The 21,632-nt window shown below is 65.1% G+C and carries 23 protein-coding genes and 2 pseudogenes; 9 read left to right on the top strand and 16 right to left on the bottom strand.

Annotated features, from left to right (window positions below):
- The 6 genes and pseudogenes from FJ426_RS25910 to FJ426_RS25885 form a co-directional block, all read right to left on the bottom strand.
- Nucleotides 1-80, bottom strand: a pseudogene (locus tag FJ426_RS25910) (ATP-binding cassette domain-containing protein); the annotation flags it as partial.
- A gap of 86 nt (nt 81-166) precedes the next feature.
- Entirely contained in the window at nt 167-1,216 is a 1,050-nt protein-coding gene (locus FJ426_RS25905) for an ABC transporter substrate-binding protein (RefSeq protein ID WP_140516043.1), read from the bottom strand.
- 101 nt (nt 1,217-1,317) lie between these two features.
- Nucleotides 1,318-2,232: a sugar phosphate isomerase/epimerase gene (locus FJ426_RS25900; protein WP_140557833.1), complete on the bottom strand. Its 915-nt coding sequence runs from the start codon at nt 2,230-2,232 to the stop codon at nt 1,318-1,320.
- Nucleotides 2,233-2,270: 38 nt separating this feature from the next.
- Nucleotides 2,271-3,806 carry a mannitol dehydrogenase family protein gene (locus tag FJ426_RS25895; protein ID WP_140521487.1) on the bottom strand — a complete coding sequence of 512 codons (1,536 nt, stop codon included), beginning with the start codon at nt 3,804-3,806 and terminating at the stop codon, nt 2,271-2,273.
- On the bottom strand, nt 3,803-4,585 hold the full coding sequence (locus FJ426_RS25890; protein ID WP_140500072.1) for an SDR family oxidoreductase: 783 nt from the start codon (nt 4,583-4,585) through the stop codon (nt 3,803-3,805). Before FJ426_RS25890 ends, FJ426_RS25895 begins: the two co-directional genes overlap by 4 nt.
- A 70-nt stretch (nt 4,586-4,655) precedes the next feature.
- Complete coding sequence (locus FJ426_RS25885) at nt 4,656-5,549, bottom strand: MurR/RpiR family transcriptional regulator (protein WP_140500070.1); 894 nt, start codon at nt 5,547-5,549, stop codon at nt 4,656-4,658.
- Nucleotides 5,550-5,880: 331 nt separating this feature from the next.
- On the opposite strand from FJ426_RS25885, the gene FJ426_RS25880 reads away from it, so the two are divergent.
- Both FJ426_RS25880 and FJ426_RS25875 read left to right on the top strand, forming a co-directional pair.
- The gene (locus tag FJ426_RS25880; RefSeq protein WP_140557839.1) at nt 5,881-7,065 is read left to right on the top strand and encodes a Gfo/Idh/MocA family oxidoreductase; all 1,185 of its coding nucleotides are present in this window, start codon (nt 5,881-5,883) and stop codon (nt 7,063-7,065) included.
- A 285-nt stretch (nt 7,066-7,350) separates the two neighbouring features.
- Nucleotides 7,351-7,884 carry a sterol desaturase family protein gene (locus FJ426_RS25875; RefSeq protein ID WP_140500066.1) on the top strand — a complete coding sequence of 178 codons (534 nt, stop codon included), beginning with the start codon at nt 7,351-7,353 and terminating at the stop codon, nt 7,882-7,884.
- 47 nt (nt 7,885-7,931) lie between these two features.
- On the opposite strand, the gene dinB is transcribed toward FJ426_RS25875, so the two are convergent.
- Nucleotides 7,932-9,173: a DNA polymerase IV gene (dinB, locus tag FJ426_RS25870; RefSeq protein ID WP_140500065.1), complete on the bottom strand. Its 1,242-nt coding sequence runs from the start codon at nt 9,171-9,173 to the stop codon at nt 7,932-7,934.
- A gap of 141 nt (nt 9,174-9,314) precedes the next feature.
- Between dinB and FJ426_RS25865 the strand changes: the two genes are divergently transcribed.
- Complete coding sequence (locus tag FJ426_RS25865; RefSeq protein ID WP_140500063.1) at nt 9,315-9,551, top strand: hypothetical protein; 237 nt, start codon at nt 9,315-9,317, stop codon at nt 9,549-9,551.
- Between the two features lie 144 nt (nt 9,552-9,695).
- Here the strand turns inward: FJ426_RS25865 and FJ426_RS25860 are convergent, their stop codons facing one another.
- Nucleotides 9,696-10,112, bottom strand: a complete 417-nt coding sequence (locus tag FJ426_RS25860; RefSeq protein ID WP_140521490.1) for a helix-turn-helix domain-containing protein — start codon at nt 10,110-10,112, stop codon at nt 9,696-9,698.
- 140 nt (nt 10,113-10,252) lie between these two features.
- On the opposite strand from FJ426_RS25860, the gene FJ426_RS25855 reads away from it, so the two are divergent.
- On the top strand, nt 10,253-10,840 hold the full coding sequence (locus FJ426_RS25855) for a dihydrofolate reductase family protein (protein WP_140561103.1): 588 nt from the start codon (nt 10,253-10,255) through the stop codon (nt 10,838-10,840).
- A gap of 151 nt (nt 10,841-10,991) precedes the next feature.
- Here the strand turns inward: FJ426_RS25855 and FJ426_RS25850 are convergent, their stop codons facing one another.
- The 4 genes from FJ426_RS25850 to ada form a co-directional block, all read right to left on the bottom strand.
- Nucleotides 10,992-11,735 carry a 2OG-Fe(II) oxygenase gene (locus FJ426_RS25850; protein WP_140561102.1) on the bottom strand — a complete coding sequence of 248 codons (744 nt, stop codon included), beginning with the start codon at nt 11,733-11,735 and terminating at the stop codon, nt 10,992-10,994.
- Nucleotides 11,732-12,277, bottom strand: a complete 546-nt coding sequence (locus FJ426_RS25845; RefSeq protein WP_140825566.1) for a methylated-DNA--[protein]-cysteine S-methyltransferase — start codon at nt 12,275-12,277, stop codon at nt 11,732-11,734. The genes FJ426_RS25850 and FJ426_RS25845 overlap by 4 nt, the downstream gene beginning before the upstream one ends.
- Nucleotides 12,278-12,434: 157 nt before the next feature.
- A complete protein-coding gene (locus tag FJ426_RS25840) occupies nt 12,435-12,665 on the bottom strand; it encodes a hypothetical protein (protein WP_140500055.1) in 231 nt (76 codons plus the stop codon).
- Between the two features lie 12 nt (nt 12,666-12,677).
- Nucleotides 12,678-13,757 (bottom strand): bifunctional DNA-binding transcriptional regulator/O6-methylguanine-DNA methyltransferase Ada, encoded by a 1,080-nt coding sequence (ada, locus tag FJ426_RS25835; RefSeq protein WP_181176988.1) that lies wholly within the window; start codon nt 13,755-13,757, stop codon nt 12,678-12,680.
- Between the two features lie 123 nt (nt 13,758-13,880).
- Between ada and FJ426_RS25830 the strand changes: the two genes are divergently transcribed.
- Nucleotides 13,881-14,279, top strand: coding sequence for a type II toxin-antitoxin system HigA family antitoxin (locus tag FJ426_RS25830; protein WP_140561099.1), 399 nt, complete (start codon nt 13,881-13,883; stop codon nt 14,277-14,279).
- A 14-nt stretch (nt 14,280-14,293) separates the two neighbouring features.
- On the opposite strand, the gene FJ426_RS25825 is transcribed toward FJ426_RS25830, so the two are convergent.
- Nucleotides 14,294-14,986: a helix-turn-helix domain-containing protein gene (locus FJ426_RS25825; RefSeq protein ID WP_140561098.1), complete on the bottom strand. Its 693-nt coding sequence runs from the start codon at nt 14,984-14,986 to the stop codon at nt 14,294-14,296.
- Nucleotides 14,987-15,160: 174 nt separating this feature from the next.
- On the opposite strand from FJ426_RS25825, the gene FJ426_RS25820 reads away from it, so the two are divergent.
- Nucleotides 15,161-15,487: a DUF1330 domain-containing protein gene (locus tag FJ426_RS25820; protein ID WP_140500048.1), complete on the top strand. Its 327-nt coding sequence runs from the start codon at nt 15,161-15,163 to the stop codon at nt 15,485-15,487.
- A 121-nt stretch (nt 15,488-15,608) separates the two neighbouring features.
- Nucleotides 15,609-16,145 carry a hypothetical protein gene (locus FJ426_RS25815; RefSeq protein ID WP_181172783.1) on the top strand — a complete coding sequence of 179 codons (537 nt, stop codon included), beginning with the start codon at nt 15,609-15,611 and terminating at the stop codon, nt 16,143-16,145.
- Between the two features lie 55 nt (nt 16,146-16,200).
- Here FJ426_RS25815 and FJ426_RS25810 read toward each other — a convergent pair whose 3' ends face one another.
- Nucleotides 16,201-17,292 (bottom strand): phosphatase PAP2 family protein, encoded by a 1,092-nt coding sequence (locus FJ426_RS25810; protein WP_140561097.1) that lies wholly within the window; start codon nt 17,290-17,292, stop codon nt 16,201-16,203.
- A gap of 243 nt (nt 17,293-17,535) precedes the next feature.
- Nucleotides 17,536-17,986, bottom strand: a pseudogene (locus FJ426_RS25805) (ester cyclase).
- A gap of 216 nt (nt 17,987-18,202) precedes the next feature.
- Between FJ426_RS25805 and FJ426_RS25800 the strand changes: the two are divergent.
- On the top strand, nt 18,203-20,299 hold the full coding sequence (locus FJ426_RS25800; protein WP_140825564.1) for an EAL domain-containing protein: 2,097 nt from the start codon (nt 18,203-18,205) through the stop codon (nt 20,297-20,299).
- A gap of 121 nt (nt 20,300-20,420) precedes the next feature.
- Here the strand turns inward: FJ426_RS25800 and FJ426_RS25795 are convergent, their stop codons facing one another.
- Nucleotides 20,421-20,618, bottom strand: a complete 198-nt coding sequence (locus FJ426_RS25795; protein ID WP_181165267.1) for a hypothetical protein — start codon at nt 20,616-20,618, stop codon at nt 20,421-20,423.
- A 205-nt stretch (nt 20,619-20,823) separates the two neighbouring features.
- On the opposite strand from FJ426_RS25795, the gene FJ426_RS25790 reads away from it, so the two are divergent.
- Nucleotides 20,824-21,543 (top strand): 3-keto-5-aminohexanoate cleavage protein, encoded by a 720-nt coding sequence (locus FJ426_RS25790; RefSeq protein ID WP_140825563.1) that lies wholly within the window; start codon nt 20,824-20,826, stop codon nt 21,541-21,543.
- Nucleotides 21,544-21,632: the final 89 nt, after the last annotated feature.

The raw sequence follows: 21,632 nt of genomic DNA, 5'->3' as shown, positions 1-21,632 counted from the left end.
CCGGTCAGGATCTTCACCAGCGTCGACTTGCCGGCGCCATTGGCGCCCATCAGGGCATGCACTTCGCCCGGCAGGACAGAGGGGGGCGCCGTAGAGCGCTAACCTATCAAACCTTTGGTTGGCGGGGACGGCAAACGCCATCCTCGCTAGCCAATCAAAATAGCCCTTACTCCCCCGGCCCCTTGCACGCTACGATCTGGTCCTTGGTGTAGGTCGTCCAGTCCGGGATCGAGATCGAGACCGGCCATTCCGGGCTGAGCGACGGATCGGCGGCGGCCTTCAGCTTGGCCTTGCCTTCCTCGGTGGCGTTTTCCCAGAGCTGCGGCTCGACCAGAACGGTCTGCTGCGCCGGCTTCTTGCCGTCGAGGATCTGGAGCGCGAGCGTCACGCCGGCGCCGCCGATCGAGCCGGGATTGGTCACGGCGGCCCCGACCAGGTCCTTGACCGAATTCAGCTGGCCGACGAAACCGGCATTGTCGGCGCCGACCACGGGCACCATCGGCGCCTGCGATTCCACCAGCGCGTCGACGATGACGTTGTCGATGCCCGAGGTCCACACGCCGTTGAACGGCGTGCCGGTGGCGAGGAAGGACAGCATCTGCTGCTTGGCCTGGTCCTGCTGCCAGCCGGTGAACACTTCCTGCGCGACCTTCACGTCGGGGAATTCGGCCAGCGCCTTCTTGAAGCCCTTGTCGCGATCCGAGTCGGCGGAGGCGCCGGCGGCGCCGCGCATGTAAAACACCTCACCCTTGCCGCCCATCTGCTGGAACAGCCATTTGGCGCCGAGATAGGCATATTGTTCCTGGTTGTTGGAGATGATGTAGGCCGAGGGTTCGGTGACCGCCTGGTCGACGGCGACGACAACGATGCCGGCCTTGGTGGCTTCCTCCAGCCCCGCCTTGATGCCGGCGGGATCAGCCGGATTGACGACGATGGCGTCGACCTTGGCGCTGATCAGGTTGCGGATGTCCTCGAGCTGCCCGGCGGCGTCGGTATTGCGGTGGGCGATGTTGAGCTTGGTCACTTCGCCGGAGGCCAGCGCCTGCGCCTTCATGGCGCAGACCATCTCCTCGCGCCAGCCATTGCCCTGCACGGTGTTGGAGATGCCGATCGTGTATTTGCCCTCGGCGGACGAGGCGCCCATCGAGGCCAGCAAGGCAGCGCCGGCAAGGAGCGGAACAATGGGCAGCGGCACCATGGTCAGGTATTTCTTCATTTCAGATTTCCTCCACTTTGATTTTCGTTTCAATTCCAAGTCGTTACACCGGGCCGCGCAGAAAGAGATTCAGGCGGCGCCCCGATGTTGTTTTTGCGCCTTCATTTGACGAAGGGACGCAGCACGTCGCGGGCAAGCAGGAAACCGCGCTTGACCTTATCGTCGCTGCCCTCGAACCACCGGTCCTCGTGCTCGATGATGATCGGGCCGTCATAGCCGGCACGGTAGAGGCCGGAGAAGAAGCCGTTCCAGCCGACATCGCCCAGCCCCGGCATGCGCGGCACCTGCCAGCCTATGCCAGACGAAAGGATTCCGCGCTCGTACAAACCATCATGATCAATCATCAGGTCCTTGGCGTGGACATGCAACATGTAGGGGCCGAATTCCCTGATGAAGCGGGCCTGGTCGATCATCTGCCAGACCAGGTGTGAAGGATCGAAATTCATCCCGACATCGCCGCCCCAGGTTTCGAGGATGCGGCGCCAGACCAGCGGCGAATAGGCGATGTTGTGGCCGCCCGGCCATTCGTCATAGCTGAAGATCATCGGGCAGTTCTCGAAAGCGAGCTTGACGCCGTGATCGCGCGCATGGGCGACGATATCGGGCCAGATTTCGAGCGCGTGCTGCCAGTTGACGTCGACGGTCTTCGAGGCATCGCCACCGCAGAAGGTGTTGACCAGGGGCACGCCCATATTCGCGGCCAGCACGATCACCTGCTTCAGATGGTCGATCACCGTCTTGCGGTGGGCGGCATCGGGATGCAGCGGGTTGGGATAATAGCCGAGACCGGAAATGGTCAGCCCCTTGCCGGCAAGGTTTGCCGCGATGTCCCTGGCCTGCGCCGGCGAGGTCGCGGCGGTGTCGATGTGGCTTGTACCGGCATAGCGGCGGCTGGCGCCGGAGGCTCTCGGCCAGCAGGCGATTTCCAGCGCCTCGAAGCCTGCCGAGCTTGCCCAGTCGGCGACCGCGTCGAGCGGCGTCTCCGCGAACGGTGCGGTGAGCAGTCCAAGCCTCATAGTGCCTCCCCTGGTCGTGAATTCACGACCGATTCCTACTATGCAGATCGTGCCGGTTGCTTCAACCGCTCATCTGCCGGTTGCGCGCATGCATGCCTGACGGTTGCCATCGGATCGTCCGACAACAGCCCGTCGAGCGCCGATGTGACGGCCTTGCGGAACATGTCGTTGGCGGCGAGGGCGGGATCGAAGATGGCGTCAATCGCCAGGATGCCCGCAGCCAGTACCGGGACGTCGCGTCCGCTTGCCTCCGCTATGCCTGCGATCTTGCCGGCATAGGGGTCCGACACCGGCCAGCGCCGGCCGAACCGGGATGAAGCCTGGATCAGATAGGCCATCCAGCCGGCGACGGATACCGACAGCAGCGCAATGCTTTTTTCCTCGCCCAGCCGATCGCGGATCGGGTTGAGCAGGCGCTGCACGATCTTTTGCGAGCCGTCGGTGGCGATCTGGTGGTTGCGGTGGCGGATCGCGGTATTCTGCAGACGGCCAAGGCTCTGCTCGACATAGGCTGATGGGTCCATGCCGGGCACCGGCTTCAACGTTGGCAGCGTCTCCTCGACGAGCATGCGGCGCACGAAGGCCGACAGCAGCGGGTCCGCCATCGCATCGAAAGTGTGTTCAAGGCCGGCCAGCACGCCGAGATAGCTGAGCGTCGTCTGAGCGCCGTTCAGCACACGCATCTTGAGATGCTCGAACGGCGTGACGTCGTCGACGAAGGTTGCCCCCACCAGGTCCCAGCGCGGCACGCGGCCGGCGAATTTCTGCTCGATCACCCATTGCCGGAACGGCTCGCCGGCAACGACGGCTCCATCGCGGTAGCCGAAAAGCTGCTCCACACCGTCGAGATCGGCCTGCGTGCTCGCCGGCACGATGCGGTCGACCATGGCGCTGGGGAAGGCGGCATTGGGGGCGATCCAGCCGGCAAGGCCGTTGCCGCGCCGTTCGGCAAAAGTCCGCACGACATTTTCCAGGATGGTGCCGTTCGCCGGGATGTTGTCGCAGGAGAGCAGCGTCAGCGGCCGGCCGTGCGTGGCCATGCGTTGCTCCAGCGCCCGCGCCAGAATGCCGGGCACGCTGCGCGGCGTCAGCGGGTTTGCGAGATCGTGGACGATGTCGGGATGGTCGAGGTCGAGCGCGCCGCTGGCCGGAATATGACAATAGCCCTTTTCGGTAACGGTCAGCGTCACGAATTCGATGTCCGGGGAGGAGAGCACTTCGAGCGCGGGCATAGCGCTCGCCTGGCTATCGACAATGCGCACGATGCTGCCGATGACGCGGGCCTCGACATGGGAATCCTGGCGGATGAGCCTGGTGTAGAGCCCGTCCTGAGGGCCGAGCGTATCGGCGAGCGCCGGCGGACGGATGTTGATGCCGACCACGCCCCAGCGGCCGAAGCTCCGCGCCAAGAGGTCGTCGGTGTATTCGGCCTGGTGGCAGCGGTGGAAGGCGCCGACGCCGAGATGCGCCATGCCTGCCTGGAGCAAGGCACGGTCATAGCCGGGCCTTTGCACCGTCGCCGTCAGGCGGCCGAGCAAGGCCGGACCGAGCGTCTCGTGCGCGGCTCTGCTCACCGGTTGGCTCCGATCACCCACTGTTCCTGGTCGATCAGCGAGCCGGTCATCGGTCCCGCGGCGTCGGAGAGAAGGAAGACGGCGAGCCTGGCCACGTCCTCCGCCGAGAACAGCCGGCCGAAGGGCTGCGCGGCGTTGGCGGCATCGAGCCAGCCGGCGCCGTGGCCGAGCGTCTCGGCCTGCATGACGCGCTCGGCGGGCGTATCGGTCCAGCCGACATTGATGCCGTTGACGCGGATGCGGTCGAAGCGGTGGGCGTTGGCGGCGTTCCTGGTCAGCGTCGCCAGCGCGCCCTTGGTGGCGGAATAGACGGCGAGCTCGGGCGAACCGCAATGGGCATTGATCGACAGGATGTTGACGATCGCGCCGCCCTGGCCCCGCTTCCGCATGTCGGCAATCGCCGCCTGCATGAGGAAGAAAGGGGCGCGGGCATTGACGGCGAACAGCGAGGCCCAGTCGTCGGGGGTCGCATCGAGGAAGGAGGCCCGGTCGGTCAGGCCGGCGGCATTGACGAGACCGTCGATACGGCCGAAGCGGTCGATGCAGGCTTGCGCCAGGAGGGCAGGGGCTGCCGGGTCGGAAAGCTCGGCGGCGATGAAGTGTGCCGGCGTGCCCGCTTGCGAGAGCTCCGCAGCAACGGCCTCGCCGCGCGTCCCGTCGCGGCCGGTGACCAGCAGGCCGCCGGCGCCGGCACGCGCCAAGGTTTCGGCGACTGCCCGGCCGATGCCTTGCGTCGCGCCGGTGACCAGCACCATCTTGCCGTCGAGCTGAAGCTCCATTCCTCCTCCCGGAACAAAGTTTCTATTTCTGAAGATATGGAATGTCAGTTCCCGTTAGTCAACCGCGCAATCATTCTGCCCGTTGGGCCACGACACCATGGACCAAAGCCATGCCGACGGCGAGCGACGCCGCCAGCGAGCGGAAGCCTGCGAAGTCCTGTTCCACAACTTCCAGCCAGGTGTCCGAGAACTTGACCAGCGGAGAAAAAGTGCTGTCGGTGATGGTGACGATCCGCGCGCGCCGCTCGTGGGCGACCGCGACGAGGTCGGGCGTGATCGAATTGTAGGGACTGAAGGAGACCGCCAGCACCGCGTCGCGTCTGCCGATGCAGCCGACCTGGTCGAGCGCGGTGGAGCCGACATTGTCGACCAGCACATTGCGCACGCCTTGCTGCGACAAGGTCAGCGAGAGATAGCTGGTGACGGGAAAGGCGCGCTTGGAGCCGATGACGTAGATCAGCTCGGCGGCCGAAAGCAACGCCACCATTTTCTCGAAGCTCTCGATATCGAAGCCGGTTTCGATGCGGCCGAGCGAGGCCTGCGAGGCGCCGACCATGCCGCGCAGGAAATGCAGGTCGGCATTGGATACGCGCGGCGTGCGTTCCTGGCCGCGCCCTTCCGGCCAGGACGCCTTGACATGGTCCTTGAACAGGCCCTGGAAATCGGAAAAGCCGGCATAGCCGAAGATCTGGGCGAAGCGCACCAGCGTCGAAGGCTGCACCCCTGCCTGCGCGGCGACCTGTGCGATGGTGCCGAGCGCGACGTCGCTCGGATGCTGCCACAGGAAGATCGCGACCTGGCGCAGCCGCTTGGGAAAATGGACCGTGCCCGACGACAGCACCGCGCGCAGCTCCTCGTAAGTCTGCGGCTTGATATAGCCGAGCGCCGCCAGCGAGCGCCCGCGCTTGCGGGTCGTCGCCTCGTCGGCGCTGGACCGTCCGGATGATTTGCGCGCCCCGCTCATGATTTCAGGCTAGCGCGATACGATCGTTTTACAATATGAAAATTGGAAATCCTGTTCGAGGGTGGTAGCTGTTCTGCAGCGAAGAAGTTCGATGCATTCAACATAGCACCCTATGGCGCCCCCCTCTGTCCTGCCGGACATCTCCCCCACAAGGGGGGAGATCGGATGTCACGCCGGCTTTCGCCAAATTGCCAGCGTTGCATGAAAGGCGTCGCGGTCGACGCTGCCAATCTCCCCACCTGTGGGGGAGATGTCCGGCAGGACAGAGGGGGGCGCTACAGAACTCGACGGTGGGTGCTGGCTTAACATCCTTAAATCGGAGGAGACAAACATGGTCTATGCGACATCGGACGGATCGGCGGGCAAGCGTTTGCGCGTCGGCATGGTGGGAGGCGGGCAGGGCGCCTTCATCGGCGCGGTGCATCGCCTCGCCATGCGGCTCGACGACCAGATCGCGCTGGTGGCCGGCGCGCTGTCGTCCGACCCCGGGAACGCCGCCGCCTCGGCCGCCGAGATCGGCATCGCGCCGGAGCGCAGCTATGCCGATTACCGCATGATGGCAAAGGCGGAGGCGGCGCGCCCGGACGGCATCGAGGCGGTCGTCATCGTCACGCCCAACCACCTGCACGCGCCGGTCGCGACAGCCTTTCTGGAAGCCGGCATCGATGTGATCTGCGACAAGCCGCTGTCGACGACGCTGGGCGAGGCGCAAGCCCTGGTGGCGCTGACGCGGGAGAAAAATCGCCGCTTCGTCGTGACCCTCAACAACACCGGCTACGCCATGGTGCGCCAGGCGCGCGAGATGGTGGCGGCGGGCGAACTCGGCCGCATCGTCTCCGTGCACGGCGCCTATATCCAGGACTGGCTGACCAGGCCGATCGATGCCGACGGCCAGAAACAGGCGGAATGGCGCACCGACCCGGCGCGCGCCGGCCAGTCGGCGGTGCTGGCCGATATCGGCGTGCATGCCTTCAATCTGGCGAGTTTCATCAGCGGCCGCGAGGCCGAGACGGTGTCGGCCGACCTGTTCACCGCCGTGCCGGGACGGCGGCTCGATGATAACGCGCATGTGCTGGTGCGCTGGGCGGGCGGGGCACGCGGCACGATCCTGGCCAGCCAGACGTCGCCCGGCCACTATAATGATCTCTCCGTGCGCATCTATGGCGACAAGGCGGGGCTTGAATGGTCGGGCACGCGGCCCGAGGAACTGCGCTTCTCCAGATATGGCGAGGAAACCCGCACGCTCGTGCGCGGCGGCCATGGCTCGACCGAGCAAAGCCGGCGCGTGTCACGCATGCCGGCCGCCCATCCCGAAGGCTATATCGAGGCCTTCGCCAATTTCTACCGCGACGCCGCCGACATCATCCGCGCGCATCGTTCGGGCGCTGCTGTCGATGCGGCCCGGGCGGCGCAGGTGCCCGATGTGGTCGACGGCGCGCGCGGCGTGAAGTTCGTCGCCGCGGCGGTGGAGTCGAACGCGGCTGATGGGGCGTGGACGGCGGCGAGGTTTGGGTGAGGGTGTGCCATCCAATGTGAAGTACGCCATCGCGGCCACGTCGACGGTGCCGCGCGGTTGATGGCGATCAAGAGTTGGCCGTCCATTCGGGCCGCGCTGAGTTCCGCCATTTTTCAGCTCGTTGCGAGGCTGGTTTCGAGGGCAGCAGCCGGTTGACTCTGCTTCCAAATCGTTGCCGCCGGCCTTGCGCGAGGTGATTGCGACGCTATGTCAGGCGCATCCGCGTTGCTCCCCGCCCGCGCATTCGGCAATCTGTCGCTTCTTCGGCGTTGAAGGCTTGCTCCGATGGAACTCGGTCTCATTGGATACTACAGCGACTTCGTGGTTTACCCCCTGGCGATCGCCCTGCTGGCTGTGGCCGGGCTTATCGAGGCCGGCGAAGAGAGCGCGCCAGGCTGGCTGGCGACGGCGCTGGCGTGCCTGTGTCTGTGGACGCTGATCGAATACGTCATGCACCGCTTCGTCCTTCACCACATTCCCTGGATCAGGGATCTGCACGCCCGCCATCATGTCGAGGAGCGCAGTCCGGTGGGCACGCCGACCTGGCTCAGCCTCGGCGTGCATGCGCTTGTCGCGTTCTTTCCCGTATGGATGGTCTCGGATTTCGCGGTCGCCAGCGCGGCGAGCTGCGGGCTGATGCTGGGCTACCTATGGTACGTCAGCATCCACCATGTGATCCATCACTGGCATCCCACTCATCCGAGCTATCTCTACACGCTGAAGCGCCGCCACGCGCTGCATCATCATGTCGACGAAAACGTCAATTTCGGCGTGACGTCGCTGTTCTGGGATCGGGTCTTCGGCACGATGCGGCTCTGAAGCCAACTGGTGTGCGCCATTCGGGAAGCGCAGACAGCCATTCCCGCTTACAATTCCTTCTGCGCCAATTCCCTGAACTCGTCGGGCACCGAGCGGGCCGCCTCCAGCGCCACGGTGCCGTAGCCGACGGCCTGTTTGCCGAAACGCTCGCGGATCTTGTCGATGGCGCGGTCGGCGCCGAAGCGTGCGAGGCCCTTCCTGGTGCCGGGGCGGCGCTTTTCGTCGGCGAGGCCGAGCGGCAGTTCGAGCTGCAATTCGGCACTTTCCTCCAGATGCGAGACCGAGATCGCCAGCAGCGAAATCGTCCTGTCATGCGGATGATCGGCAAGCACGCCCCGCACCAGGTCTGTCGCGATCTCGGCCAGCATCACCGTCGCCGAGATCGGCTGGTCGAGCGTGATCGAGCGGGTGACGGCGCTGAGGTCGGCGAAGCGCACGCGCACCGTCACCGTGCGGCCGGGGCGCGCCTTGGCGCGCAGCCGGCTGGCGACCCGGTCGGCCAGATGCAGCAGGACGGGTATGTAGACGCATTCCAGTGCCGGCTTGCGGCCAAGCGCCGACTGGGCACCGGCCGAATGGGCGCGGCGACGTGTTTCCAATTTGCGCGGATCGCGGTTCCACGACAAGGCGGCAAGCTTTTCGCCGGCGGCAGGGCCGAGCAGCCGCGCCAGCGCGCCGCTGTGCGTCCTGGCCAGTTCGCCGATTGTCTGGACGCCGATCTCGGCCAGCCGCGCGCTGGTCGCCGGGCCGACGCCCCACATCAGGGAGACCGGCAGGTCATGCAGGAAGGCGATCTCGGTGCCGGGCTCGACCACCACCAGCCCATCGGGCTTGGCCACCTGCGAGGCGATCTTGGCCAGGTGCTTGGTGCGCGCCACGCCGATCGAGATCGGCAGGCCGAGTTCGCTTCGCACGCGGCGGCGAATGGTCGAGGCGATCTCCCGCGGCTGGCCGAACAGATGCGTGCAACCGGCGACATCGGCGAAGGCCTCGTCGATGGAGATGCGCTCGACCAGCGGCGTGAAATCGTCGAGCACCTTCATCGCGGCGTCGCCGAGCCGCTGGTAGTCGCGGAAATTTCCGCCGACGAAAATCAACTGCGGGCAGAGCTCGCGCGCCTTGCGCCCCGGCATGCCGCCGCGCACGCCGAAGGCGCGGGCTTCGTAGGAGGCGGCGAGCACGACGCCGCCGCCGACCGCGATCGGCTTGCCGCGCAGCGAGGGGTCGAGAAGCTGCTCGACCGAGGCGTAGAAAGCGTCGAGATCGGCATGCAGGATGGTGGGCTCCATCCCCGGTTCCTCGCGACGTTGTAGAGTATGGAACATAAAGAGAACAAACATTGCTCGCTGTCAAGCGAGGTCGCGATCCGCCGGAACATTGTCGCTCACAATCGCGTTGACGGCCGAAGGGCGCCGCGTGCGGAGGCTGGCATGGGCAACTTTGAAATGATCGATCTGGTTTGCGTCGTCAACGCCTGCTCGACCGACCGCGCCGCGGGGCGGCTGGTTTCGATGGCCAAGGCCGTGGAGGAATTGCGGGTGCTGACCGGCGATTTCGTCTCGGCCGACGAAACAGTCGCGAATGCGCTGAGTGAAGTCGCGCTGCAGTGCGGCTGCGCCGTGCTGTTCGATGAGCAGGCGGGCGCCGACATATTGCGCACGCCATAGCTCGTCGCCGGCGTGCTGCAATGCATCACGCAACCGTTCCAATTGCTTGTTTTTGCGCTATTCCGAACAGAGGGCCGTGACGCACTTTCTAACGCGCGTTGCCTGTGCGGGTCGTTGTCCCCGAGGCCACCTTGGCGACATCCATCAACCGAGATGCTCCGCCCGCAGCGCCTGCTTGAGGCGCTCCAGCGCCGGCTCGCCGTCGGCAGCGAGCTTATCGGCGATCCTTGCCAGATCATCGTCGGCCTTGCGGTGCTTGCTGCCCCAGGCGCCGAGCGTGGCCAGCACGGGCAAAAGGTCGATGCCGGCCTCGGTCAGGCGATAGATCGCCTTCAGCCCATGCGTGGGATCACCGCTGCGGGTGAGGATGCCTTCGTCCTGCAATGTCTGGAGGCGCTCGGCCAGCGTACGCGAGGAAATGCCCTCATCGGATTGCAGGAATTCGCGAAAGTGCTTTTTTCCGGCGAAGACCAGGTCGCGGATGATGAGCAGCGTCCAGCGGTCGCCGAGCAGTTCGAGCGACAGGTTGATGGGGCAGCCAGACCGGTCCCGTGTCGACATGTGTATGGTTCCATTTTTAAATCGCTTTACTATTGATATCGTTTTCATCTCAGGTCAATAGTTCCAAATGTAAACCATCGGCAACCGTGCCGGCCGGACGGGTAAAACGAGCCGCTCGGCCCTTGACTGGGAGAACCATGATGAAAAAGCTGATCCTCCAGATGCAGATGTCGGTCGACGGTTTTGTCGGCGCCGCCGGGGATCATCGCTGGCAGCTCTGGGAATGGGGCGACGACAGCGCCTGGGACGAGGAGCTGAAGCGGGACTTCAACGCCGTCTTCGCCGGCATCGATACCATCCTCTTGAGCCGCAAGATGGCCGAGGAAGGCTACCTCACCCATTGGGGCAATGCGGCGAAGAGATATCCGCGCGACCCGTTCTATGCTTTCGCCCAGCGCATCGTCGAGGCGAGGAAGGTGGTGCCGAGCGACAGGCTCAAGGCCTCGCGATGGGAGCGCACGACAGTGGTCAGCGGCGACCTGCCGCGGGAGGTCGACTTGCTGAAGAGGGGTGAGGGCGGCGACATCGCGGTGTTCGGCGGCGCCGGCTTCGCCTCGGCGCTGATCGCGGCCAGGCTGGTCGACGAGTTCCAGCTGTTCATCAACCCGGCCGTGCTGGGCGCCGGCCGCCGCATCTTCGACCAAGGCGGGTTCGGCAGGCTGCGGCTGCTCGGCTCGAAATCCTATGCGAGCGGCATGGTGGTGAGTCGCTACGCGCCGGCCGGCTAATCGAAAGGCATTGCACTGATATCATGCCTGCCGTTGAGCTTGGGCATGGCAGTCGGCGATGCAGCACCAAGCGCGGTTGTGCCTTAGCCCCCAGGGGCGAAGGGAACACGCGCCTCGATGTACTCTTGGTCAACACCTTGGCCTCACCAATTCACTTCGCATCATGAAAAATGATGCCCACCGTGTGCCGCATGCCCGAGCGCAGGCGGCTGACGCCGTGGCGCAGATTGACGCGGTAATTGCCCTTGGTGCCCTGCACCGGCCGATTGTGGACGGCGAAGGAGACGGCATCGCCCTGGCGCAAGGGCACCACTTCCACCCGGCTCTGCATGCGCGGCCGCTGTTCGGTCAGGGCGAACTCGCCGCCGGTGAAATCCTCGCCGGGTTCTGAAAGCAGAACCGCCACCTGCAGCGGAAAGGCGAGGTCGCCATAGAGGTCCTGGTGCAGGCAGTTGAAGTCGCCGGGCACATATTGCAGCAGAAGTGGCGTCGGCCTGACCTGGCCGGCGGCGTGGCACTGCTCGAGAAAGGCGGCATGCGTTTCGGGATAGCGCGTGGCGATGCCCATGCGTTCGTTCCACCGGTTGGCGACCTCGGCGAGCCTGGGATAGAGCGCCGTGCGAAGCCCGCCGATCAGGTCTGGCAAGGGGTAGCGGAAATAGCGGTATTCGCCCTTGCCGAAGCCGTGCCTGGCCATGTGGATATGGCTGCGGAAATGTTCTTCATGCGGATAGAGCCCGGCGAGTTGCCGGCACTCCTGCGGCGTGAGCAGCTTTTCCATCACCGCACAGCCGAAGCCGTCGAGTTCGGCGGCTAGGGCTGGCCAGTCGTAAGCGGCAACGCGTTCCTCGGCGGCTTTCACCACCGATGCCGCAACCTTGGCATGGGCGTTCATATTGCGGCCTCTTTGTCGAGCAAAGCGTGCTTGCACTCAGTGCCCCAGCGGTAGCCGGAGGGCGTGCCGTCGGCGCGGACGACGCGGTGGCAGGGAATGCCGAGCGCGATCGCGTTGGCGGCGCAGGCCGTCGCCACGGCGCGGGCGCCGTTCGATTGGCCGAGACGCTGGGCAAGGGCGGCGTAGGTGATGGTTGCGCCGCGGCGGATGCTGCGAAGCTCGCCCCAAACTTTTTGCTGGAACGGCGTGCCGTGGCTGATGTCGAGCGGCAGGTCCAGGCCGGCGGCGGGCGTTTCGATGAAACATGCTATCGCCGCGAGATCGTCATGCAAGGCGGTCTCGTTCTCGACCAGCATCTTGCCGGGAAAGCGGCTGGCGAGGTCCTGCGCCAGCGCCTCTGCGTCGTCGCCGATCAGGATGGTGCAGACGCCGAGGGAACCGCGCGCGGCGAGGATTTTGCCGATCGCGGATTGGGCGATGGCGTAGGTGATGGTGTCGGCGCCGGAGGCTGTCGCCGGCGTGTGGGTTTGCATGAGGTTCATTGCTTCACTCCTTCTGTGTGCCTGAACCCTAGCCGCGTGCCTTCCGTTCCTCACTCCGATGCTTGCTTTCAAATTCAATTTCCGGAACGGTGCGGAGGTAAGTACCCTACGGCGCCCCCCTCCGGCAGGACAGAGGGGGGCGCCGTAGAGCGCTGATTTATGCGATACGAATGACAGCAACCTCGCCAAGCAAAAAAACCTCGCCTGATAACAGCCGCAGTTCGATCTCGCCGGTCGCGCCACGGCTCCACTCGGCCTTGCCGCTCTCGACAAGCTCCCCGAGCGCAGCCATCACCAGCGACCGCGCATCTTTGGCGCGTCTGACGGCGCCGCGATGGGGGATCCCAATGTCCGCATCGGTGGTGGAAGACCTTGCCATCGCGCCCATTGCCGCTCCTCCTCAGGCCTCGCGGCCGAGCAGCGCGCGCTTGCGCTCCGCGCCCCAGGCGTAGCCGGACAGGGCGCCGTCCTTGCGGATCACGCGGTGGCAGGGAATGGCGACCGCGAGCGCGTTGGCGGCGCAGGCGCCGGCAACGGCGCGGGTCGCCTTCGGCGCGCCGATGCGCCCTGCTATCTCGGCATAGGAGACGGTGCGGCCGGCCGGGATGTCCCGCAGGGCCTGCCAGACGCGCTGCCGGAACGCGGTGCCGCGCAGGTCGAGCGGCAGGTCGAGACCAAGCCTTGGAGCCTCGACGAAACCGACGACGCGGGCGACGAGCGCCTCATAATCGCGGTCGGCGCCGATCAGGCGCGCCTTGGGGAAACGGTCCTGCAGGTCGCGCACCAGCGCGTCCGGGTCGTCGCCGAGCAGGATCGCGGCGACCCCCTTCCTGCTCGATGCGATAAGGATGGCGCCGAGCGAGCATTCGCCGACGGCGAAGCGGATCTCCTCGCTGGCGCCGCCGGCGCGGGAGCGCGTCGGCGTCATGCCGAGCATGCCGGCCGACTTCTCATAGAAGCGTCCGCTCGAATTGAAGCCGGCATCGTAGATCGCCGCTGTCACGCTGGCGCCGTCTTCCAGGCCCCGGCGCACCCTTTCGGCGCGCCGGGCGGCCGCGTAGTCCTTTGGCGTCAGGCCGGTGACGGCCTTGAAGGTGCGGTGGAAATAGCCGGCGCTGCGGCCGGCGGCGGCGGCCAGTTCACCGAGCGACGGTTCCTCCTCGCTCTGTTCGATCCTGCGGCAGGCCTCGGCCACCATCGCGGCGTTGCCGGCCTCGAGCGAAGGTCCGTCGGGATTGCAGCGCCGGCAGGCGCGAAAGCCGGTCGCCCTGGCCTCGTCCAGCGTGTCGTGGAGCTGCACGTTCTTCGGGTTGGCGCGCCGCGACGGGCAGGAGGGCCGGCAATAGACGCCGGTCGTGGCCACCGAATACCAGAAGCTGCCATCGGCCGATTTGTCGCGCGCCACGACTTGCGTCCAGCGCGGATCGTCGGCGACCGGCAGCGGCGCGGGTTTGAGATCCTTGGCAAGGGTGATGAACATGGCCGGCATTGAAGCCGCAGACGACCCGCGTCGCCACCCGTTTCCTGCCAACTGAGAGGTGGACGCGAGCCTATTCGTCGGGACACACAAAGAGTATGACAAGATTGATCCGGAGAAGGTGTGATGGAAAACATTCGACCTCTTAAGACCGAAGCCGATTACGATTGGGCAATTGCCGAAATCACCCAATATTTCGAGAACGAGCCGGAAATCGGCTCTCCCGATGGCGACCGATTTGATGTTCTCGCAACCCTGATCGAGGCCTATGAGGACAAGCACTATCCCATTGAAGCACCCGATCCCGTTGAAGCCATTCAATCCCACATGGAGTTGTTCAACTTGCCGCGAAAGGCTCTGGCCGAGGTGATCGGATCATCACCCCGGGCAACGGAGGTGCTGAACAGGAAGCGGGCCTTGACCCTGGACATGGTCTTCAAACTGAACAAGGAATGGAACATTCCGGCCGAAATCCTCGTGCAACCCTATCATCTTGCAAATGATCGGGGTCGAAAGCGCGCCTAACGGGCTCCAGAATCCTACGCCGCCCGTTTGGGCTCGACCGCGAACGGGCTGAGGCCGAGCCAGGTCTGCATCTTCCTTGCGATGTGCTGATCTCCGGTCAAGGCGACCTTCGCGCCGGCCTTCTCGACGGTGATCAATCCCATCCAGATCGCCGTCATCGTGTGCAGGTCGGTTGAGACGTAGAGGTCGATATCGAAGCCCGGATCGTACCAGCACAGATCGACCTCGCCATGCTTTTCGACGATCAGCCACCACGACCGTTTGGACGCCGGCAGCTCCTGGTACAGGAATTGTATCACGGTGCGCCCGTCGGGCAGCGGCGAGGGGTTCAGATTGCGCCGCATGTCCCACATCAGCAGCGACGGATCGAGGTTCTTGAGGGACAGCCGGGACTCGACCCATTTCTGTCCCCAAAAGCCCATCGCCTCGACGACGGGGCGCAAATCCCGGCCGGCCTCCGTCAGCCGGTATTCGGAGATGCCCTTCTCGCCCGGCACCTCCTTGCGCTCGACGATCCCGGCGAGCTCGAGCTCTTTCAGCCGTTGCGACAGAAGGCTGGGCGACATTTTGGGAACGCCGCGGCGCAGGTCGTTGAAACGGGTCGAACCCGCCACCAATTCGCGCATCAGCACCATCGTCCAGCGGGTGCACAGCACCTCGGCGGCCATCGATAGCGGGCAGAACTGCTTGTATCCGTGGACCATGATCCGACGTCCTCCCTCGAAACTGGGCTGAACATTAGGCCTTCATGAAGGAAGCGGCCAGTACGGAAACTGTACCGGCCCGGTACAGATCGCGGACTGGCCGGCGCGGGCTCTGCCATGCGAGCCCTTTGACCGGCCGCGGGGATCTCCCCTGTGCGCCGTAACAGGGAGAAGACCATGACCACATACGTCATTGCAGACATCAAGGTGAAGAACCCGCAGTGGATGCCGGCCTACGCCGCATCGGTGCACGACCTCGTCCACAAGCATGGCGGCAAGTATTTGTCGCGCAGCGGCAATGTGAAGACGCTTGAAGGCAAGCCGCTCGACACCACTCTGATCGCGCTGATGGCATTCCCGTCGGAAGCGGCGGCGCGCGCCTTCGCCAACGATCCGGCCTACGCGCCCTTCGTCTCGGCCCGCCAGGATGGCAGCGACAGCCGCTTCCAGATGATCGACAACACCGACCTGGCGGGGACGATCCCGTATCTGCCGAAGGGATGAAGCTTTCCTCCATCCGTCGCATCGCTTGCGGGTGCTCCGAGCAACGACAATCACGGCGCTTGCCTGCCGCGCCTCCGTATTTCCGGCGGCCGGCGCGCTGGGCCTTTTCAAGAAGAATGGAATGAACATGATACGCAAATTCCACAACGGGCTTCTCATGGCGGGGGCCATGCTGGCCGTCTGCGCCACTTTCGCCCAGGCCCATCAGGACGAGGTCGCATCTACATCCGGCGCGAATCCACTGGCCGGTAAGGTGCGGGCGGCGAACGGCCGGTTCCTCGACGTCAAGGTCGCCACGGACGAAGGCTATGCGCCCATTCCCTGCGCCAGCGGCATCACCGGCGGCGCGATGGGCATTCACTATGTCAACGGGCAATACCTGAAGGACGACAAGATCGACATCGCCCGTCCCGAGGCCGTGATGTACGAGCCGATGGCCGACGGCACACTGAAGCTGGTGGCGGTCGAATACATCACCGCCAAGGGGCCGGCGTCACTGGACGGCCAATTGTTCAACTTCAACAGTGCGCCCAACCGTTACGGCCTGGGCGAATTCTACGAGCTGCATGTCTGGGCCTGGAAGGGCAACCCGACCGGCACCTTCGCCGACATGAACCCGAAAGTGTCGTGCGAACACGCGGTGGCGCCCAGCCAGTAAGCAATGAAGCCGGGCGGTGAAGGCCGCCTGGCTCGACGCTGTCCGCTCCGGCCCGTTATCGCGGCGCGGGATTAGGGGCCGCCGATCCCGTATCGGAAGACTGTTGGACCACGTCGGAAGCCTGCTGCCCCGATGCCGGTAGAACGAAGCGTCCGGTCAGGTACCAGAGCAGAGAGACCACGATGATCGACAGGTAGCCGTCCACGGCATAGTGCCAGCCGGTATAGACCGAGCCGAACAGGATGAGTGCGGCGAACGACCAGCCTGCAACGGCCCAGCGGCGACCAAAGCCGGTGAGGAAGAAGGCATTGAGCGTGACGATGGCGACATGCATGCTTGGCATCGCCGTGATGCCGCTGCCCAGCGCGGAGCTGCCGCTGTCGTGTGCATCGAGCAGATAGCTGGCGGCGAACCGCACCGGCAAGGCATACGGGTCTGCCATCAGCGCTGCGAGCACCCCGGCAAATCGGCTGCCGCCATAGAACCGGTCGTAGAATATCGGCCCGCTGGATGACAGCATGATTGGAAGAACGGTGCCACACAACACCATGGTGAGCGCGAACGCCCAGAGATAGCGGATGCGCCGGGCGGGACTGTTCCAGAAGGCGACGAAGAGCACGACGCCAAGCCATTGCATGAACCACCAGGACATATAGGCCTTGAAAACCAGCATGGAGGCGGGCTCTGAAACGATGCCGTGCGTCCATACCCAAGGATCGACGCCGTGCAGCCAACGATCGAGGTCGGCCAGCATGGGATCGGCATAGTAAGGCACGATCTCCGGTATGGTGATCCTGAATGTCGTGAAAGCGATGATGCCGAGAAAGAATAGCAAGACGACCCGCGCGGCCGCCGGCCCGCGTTCCTTGAGTATGTGCACCATGAATCTTGTCGGCCTGGGCCCGCCATACACCAATGCCGTCAACCCGAGGCCAACCACCAGCAGCACCGGCAGCAAGCCGAGGAATGTCCCGAAGTACTTTATGGACAGCAGAAGATATCGCTCAGGCCGCAGGCAAAGCGCCGTCGCGACGCAGACCAGGCACAGGCCCGTCAGCAGCCAGCTGCTTCTGGTTGTCGCCACGCCAAGATCAACAGTGGAAACCGATCGGAGATCGCCGCCCTGTGTTCCGGTGTGCCCACTCATCAGGGAGGTCCCGCCAGCTTTCGAACTTGTTATGATTGTTCTGGCGGCAACGTATTAATATCTTGTTGCACCCGTAATGGTGTCTGGTTTCCAATATAATACTCAATAGTGTAGTATTGTATTCAAATACGGGCTGAGGTCGATGGCGGTGCTGGCCCTGTGTTGGGTTGCTGCCAAGAGGCCTTTCGTCACGCACGTGCAATCGAGAGGGACCACTGCCTGGACGGCGATGGTCCCTCTCATTCAAGCCGCCTTGATCAGGCCGAGCTGGGTCAACGCCGCGACGCCGTCGTCGAGGCCGATCTCCTCGACGATCCTGCCGTCGATCACCTTCAGCACCGTGGTGCCGGTGAAGCGCATGGTGCGGCCGGTGGCGGCGGGCAGCGAACCGACGAGAAAATCGCTGAAGGCCGGACCGGCATGGGTGCCGCCGCCTTCCCACTGGCCGACGACATAGTCGCCTTCGGCGATGAGGTCGGCGGTGGCCCAGAAGTTGAGGTCCGGGAAGGCAGCGCGGAAATCGGTCATGAAGGCCTTGATGTCCTCGCGGCCGCGGCGCGGTTCATGCAGCGAATATTTGAGCAGCATGTCGGGCGCGGCGATGGCGTCGACGACGGAAAGATCGCAAGGTTTCACCCCAGAAATCAGTGAACCATCTAACGACGACGGCCTTGTTGTCTTCCTGTTTGGTCATGGGAAAAGTCCTCTTGTGTTTGCACGAGATCGCCAGGGCGGGCGGCGACCCCGCGCAAACACTAGGAGGATCGGCGGGCGGGCAAACTCCGCTTCTTGCCCGCCAATCGAAAGTCGGGACCGCAAGCGAGGAACGCGGCAGAGCCACCGGCGTGGTAACGCTTTCTTCTCTGGTTTTGCCGCAGATTGCCCCCGGCGGGGTTGGACGAAACGGAAGATGGCGGGTCAGGACAAGAAAAGCCGTAATGGAACGTTCTGGGAGAAGGCCCTGGAGCGCGCCCAACTTGGTGTCTGGGACTGGGACCTTCGGACAGGCGAGTGTTTCTATTCCGCCACCTGGGCGCGGATGCTGGGCTATGACGAAAGCGAGCTTGCCAACAGCAGCGACCTCTGGCTGCGGCTTACCCATCCCGACGATCGCGAGCAGGCGCTGGCCAGCGGCGACCGTCACATCGCCGGCCTGACCGACACCATCGAGACCGAGCTCAGGCTCCGGCACAAGCAAGGCCACTGGGTCTGGGTGCTCGACCGCGGCGGCATCGTCGAGCGCGACGGCGATGGCCAACCGATCCGGCTGATGGGCGTGCAGACCGATATTTCGAAACAGAAGGCGGCAGAGGCCGCGCTGGAACGGGTCAACATCCGCTTCCGCCTGGCGCTCGCGGCCAGCGGCACCGGCATCTGGCACTACGACATCGCCAGCAACAAAAGCTATTGGGATTCCCGCACCAGGGAAATTTTCGGCCTTGTCGCCGTTACCGACGAGGTGACGGCCGACCTATGGCACAGCTACCTGCATCCCGACGACAAGCAGGCGGCCGAACGCGCCCACAGGGCGCCGCTGGAAACCGACGGCGTCATTGCCGCGCAATATCGCATCATCAGGCGCGACGGCGATATCCGTCATGTCGAATCGCTGGTGCGTTTCGTCGCCGCCGCCGGTGCCGCCGGCCAGATCCTCGGCACGGTGCGCGACATCACCGAAGACAAGCTGCGCGAACAGGAACTGGCCCATGCCGCCCGCCACGACGCGCTGACCGGCCTGTGGAACCGCGCCGCCTTCGACAGGCTGCTTGGCGAGCATATCGCGGCGGGAGCGCCGCTGGCGGTGTTCTATGTCGATCTCGATTATTTCAAGGCGCTCAACGACTTCGCCGGGCATGCCGCCGGCGACCTGGCGCTGAAGAGCGTCGCGGGGGGCATGCGCGGCTGCCTGCCGCCGTCGGCGCATGCGGCGCGCCTGGGCGGCGACGAGTTCGCGCTGCTGGTGCCGCATTGCGACGCGGTGCAGGCCGAGCGGATCGCCGGCGCCGTGCTTGGGGCGGTGCGCGAGGCCGATCTCGGCCCGGCCGCGTCATCGCGCCGACTGGCGGCCTCGATCGGCATCGCCTTCATCGATGACGCCGCGACCACCGTGGCCGATGCGCTGGCTTGCGCCGACGACGCCTGCTACGCGGCCAAGGCGGCGGGGCGCAACCGCTTCGCGGTGTTTTCGGCCGCGGCGCGATCTGGGGCCGCCGGCCTCAATGCGGCGCGCATCGCAGCCGACACCGTCGATGCCATGGACGACGGGCGGCTGAAACTGTTCGGCCAGGAAATCCATCTCCTGGGAAAGCCATGGCAAGAGTGCCGGCACGTCGAAGTGCTGGCGAGGCTCGCCGCGCGCAACGGGCGGCTGGTGCCGCCGAGCGAATTCATCCCGGTGGCCGAGCGTTTCGGCATCGCCTCGAAACTCGACCGCTGGATCATTCGCACGGCGCTTTTGCGGCACGGACCGGCGCTGCGTGCCGGGGCGCTGACGCTGGGCTTCAACCTGTCGGCTCAGACATTGAGCGATCCGGGGCTGTGGGATTTCGTCGACAACACCATCGAGGAAACCGGTGCGCCGCATTCCGGCATCGGATTCGAGATCACCGAAACCGCGGCCGTCACCAATTTCGACGCCGCCGAGGACTTCGTGCGCAAGGCGCGCGAGCGACGCTGCCGGGTCAGCCTCGACGATTTCGGCGCCGGCATGAGCTCGTTCGAGTATCTCAGGCGCTTTCCCGTCGATGCGATCAAGATCGACGGCTCGTTCATCGAACATATCACCGACAGCCGCTTCGACCGCGAGATCGTGCTGGCGATGACCGGCATTGCCAGGAGCCTCGACTTCGCCGTGGTAGGCGAGAAGATCGAACGGCACGATACGCTGGCGATGCTCCAGGACATGGGGGTCGCCTACGGCCAGGGCTTCTTTCTGCATCGTCCCGAGCCGCTGGAGGCGATCGTTTCGCGCGCGACGGCCGGAACGCCCGGCAGGCGGCGCGCCTGAAGCGGGCAAGCCGCCCGCCAGAATCGCCGAGCCACTCCAACACTCCATTAGGCAATCCCGAAGAGCTGTTAAGCACGGCCCTGGAACGGCTCCGGGAGGTCGGCCGGGCGCGGTGGAACGATCACTGGCGGTCGGCGAACCGTGCCGATCGCGGAAACTCCAACACCTCTGCCTCCGATCGCCTGTGCTGCGCCTCCGCGACCGCTTCGATCAGCAGGTCGAGGGCTTCGCATGCCGAGCGGCTTGTCTCGTCGTCGCCGCGCAAATAGTGATAGGCGCGTTCGAGATGCACCCGGGCGGCTGAAAAATCGCTGGTCAATGATCCCTCCATTACCTCGCCCTAATATACCTTGGCCGGTCCGGCGGAACGCAGGGTAAATATCCACAGGCGGATTTTATTCAAATGCCGGGGGATTCCGGCAAGAAGGGCGAGGCGGTGGCTGTCAGGAGAGACAACGCCCAACCCCTTTGCCATGCCTTGCCACGCGGCTAGAATGCTACTCCCTTGTCCGAGGATGGCAGCCATGATCGTCCAGGCCTGCATCAATGGCGCACGACCGCGCGATTTTCATCCGAAATTGCCGCTGACGGCGCAGGCGATGGCGAGCGATGCGGCCGCCTGCATCGCCGCGGGCGCGGCCGAGCTGCACATCCATCCGCGCGGCGTGGACGGGCGCGAGAGTCTGGCCGCCGTCGACGCGACCGTGCTGGCGGTGCGCCGGGCCTGTCCCGGCACGCTGATCGGCGTGTCGACAGGCGCCTGGATCGAGAATGACGTCGAGCGCACCCGCGCCGCGATCGCCGGCTGGCGCGAACTGCCCGATTATGCTTCGGTCAATCTTTCGGAGGCCGACGCGCCCGCCGTGATGGAGCTTTTGCGCCAGCGCGGCGTCGGCATCGAGGCCGGCCTTGCCACAACGGAAGATGGCCAGCGGTTCGTCAGTCTTGCCGATCACGGCCGGGTGCTGCGCATCCTGATCGAGATCGACATACAGGAATTGCCCGCCGCACTCGCCGAGGCGCACGGCATCGCCGCCGCGCTGGACCGCGCCGGGGTGCGGCGGCCGATCCTGCTGCACGGCGCCGATGCCACGGTCTGGCCGTTCGTGGAGCTCGCGCGTCGAAGGCGCTGGTCGACGCGGGTCGGACTGGAAGACGGCAGGACGCTTCCCGATGGAAAGGTGGCGCTGGACAATGCGGAGATCGTCGCGGCGACGGCGGCGGTGTTTTGGTCGAAAACCTGAAGGGTCTCAAGCGCCTTGGCTGTGCAGCCGGTGCGACAAGCCGACCCGACCTGCTCCGCCATAAATCGTTCTCACTCGAGGCGCACTAA

The sequence above is a fragment of the Mesorhizobium sp. B2-6-4 genome, assembly GCF_006441495.1.
Classification (GTDB): Bacteria; Pseudomonadota; Alphaproteobacteria; order Rhizobiales; family Rhizobiaceae; genus Mesorhizobium.
Note: the sequence above shows the minus strand (reverse complement) of the source record. Positions and strands in the feature narration are given on the sequence as shown.

Coding starts and splice junctions, on each gene's coding strand:
- FJ426_RS25905 (WP_140516043.1), bottom strand. CDS start 1,216: ATGAAGAAATACCTGACCATGGTGCCGCTGCCCATTGTTCCGCTCCTT.
- FJ426_RS25900 (WP_140557833.1), bottom strand. CDS start 2,232: ATGAGGCTTGGACTGCTCACCGCACCGTTCGCGGAGACGCCGCTCGAC.
- FJ426_RS25890 (WP_140500072.1), bottom strand. CDS start 4,585: ATGGAGCTTCAGCTCGACGGCAAGATGGTGCTGGTCACCGGCGCGACG.
- FJ426_RS25885 (WP_140500070.1), bottom strand. CDS start 5,549: ATGAGCGGGGCGCGCAAATCATCCGGACGGTCCAGCGCCGACGAGGCG.
- FJ426_RS25880 (WP_140557839.1), top strand. CDS start 5,881: ATGGTCTATGCGACATCGGACGGATCGGCGGGCAAGCGTTTGCGCGTC.
- FJ426_RS25875 (WP_140500066.1), top strand. CDS start 7,351: ATGGAACTCGGTCTCATTGGATACTACAGCGACTTCGTGGTTTACCCC.
- dinB (WP_140500065.1), bottom strand. CDS start 9,173: ATGGAGCCCACCATCCTGCATGCCGATCTCGACGCTTTCTACGCCTCG.
- FJ426_RS25865 (WP_140500063.1), top strand. CDS start 9,315: ATGGGCAACTTTGAAATGATCGATCTGGTTTGCGTCGTCAACGCCTGC.
- FJ426_RS25860 (WP_140521490.1), bottom strand. CDS start 10,112: ATGTCGACACGGGACCGGTCTGGCTGCCCCATCAACCTGTCGCTCGAA.
- FJ426_RS25855 (WP_140561103.1), top strand. CDS start 10,253: ATGAAAAAGCTGATCCTCCAGATGCAGATGTCGGTCGACGGTTTTGTC.
- FJ426_RS25850 (WP_140561102.1), bottom strand. CDS start 11,735: ATGAACGCCCATGCCAAGGTTGCGGCATCGGTGGTGAAAGCCGCCGAG.
- FJ426_RS25845 (WP_140825566.1), bottom strand. CDS start 12,277: ATGAACCTCATGCAAACCCACACGCCGGCGACAGCCTCCGGCGCCGAC.
- FJ426_RS25840 (WP_140500055.1), bottom strand. CDS start 12,665: ATGGGCGCGATGGCAAGGTCTTCCACCACCGATGCGGACATTGGGATC.
- ada (WP_181176988.1), bottom strand. CDS start 13,757: ATGTTCATCACCCTTGCCAAGGATCTCAAACCCGCGCCGCTGCCGGTC.
- FJ426_RS25830 (WP_140561099.1), top strand. CDS start 13,881: ATGGAAAACATTCGACCTCTTAAGACCGAAGCCGATTACGATTGGGCA.
- FJ426_RS25820 (WP_140500048.1), top strand. CDS start 15,161: ATGACCACATACGTCATTGCAGACATCAAGGTGAAGAACCCGCAGTGG.
- FJ426_RS25815 (WP_181172783.1), top strand. CDS start 15,609: ATGAACATGATACGCAAATTCCACAACGGGCTTCTCATGGCGGGGGCC.
- FJ426_RS25810 (WP_140561097.1), bottom strand. CDS start 17,292: ATGAGTGGGCACACCGGAACACAGGGCGGCGATCTCCGATCGGTTTCC.
- FJ426_RS25800 (WP_140825564.1), top strand. CDS start 18,203: ATGGCGGGTCAGGACAAGAAAAGCCGTAATGGAACGTTCTGGGAGAAG.
- FJ426_RS25790 (WP_140825563.1), top strand. CDS start 20,824: ATGATCGTCCAGGCCTGCATCAATGGCGCACGACCGCGCGATTTTCAT.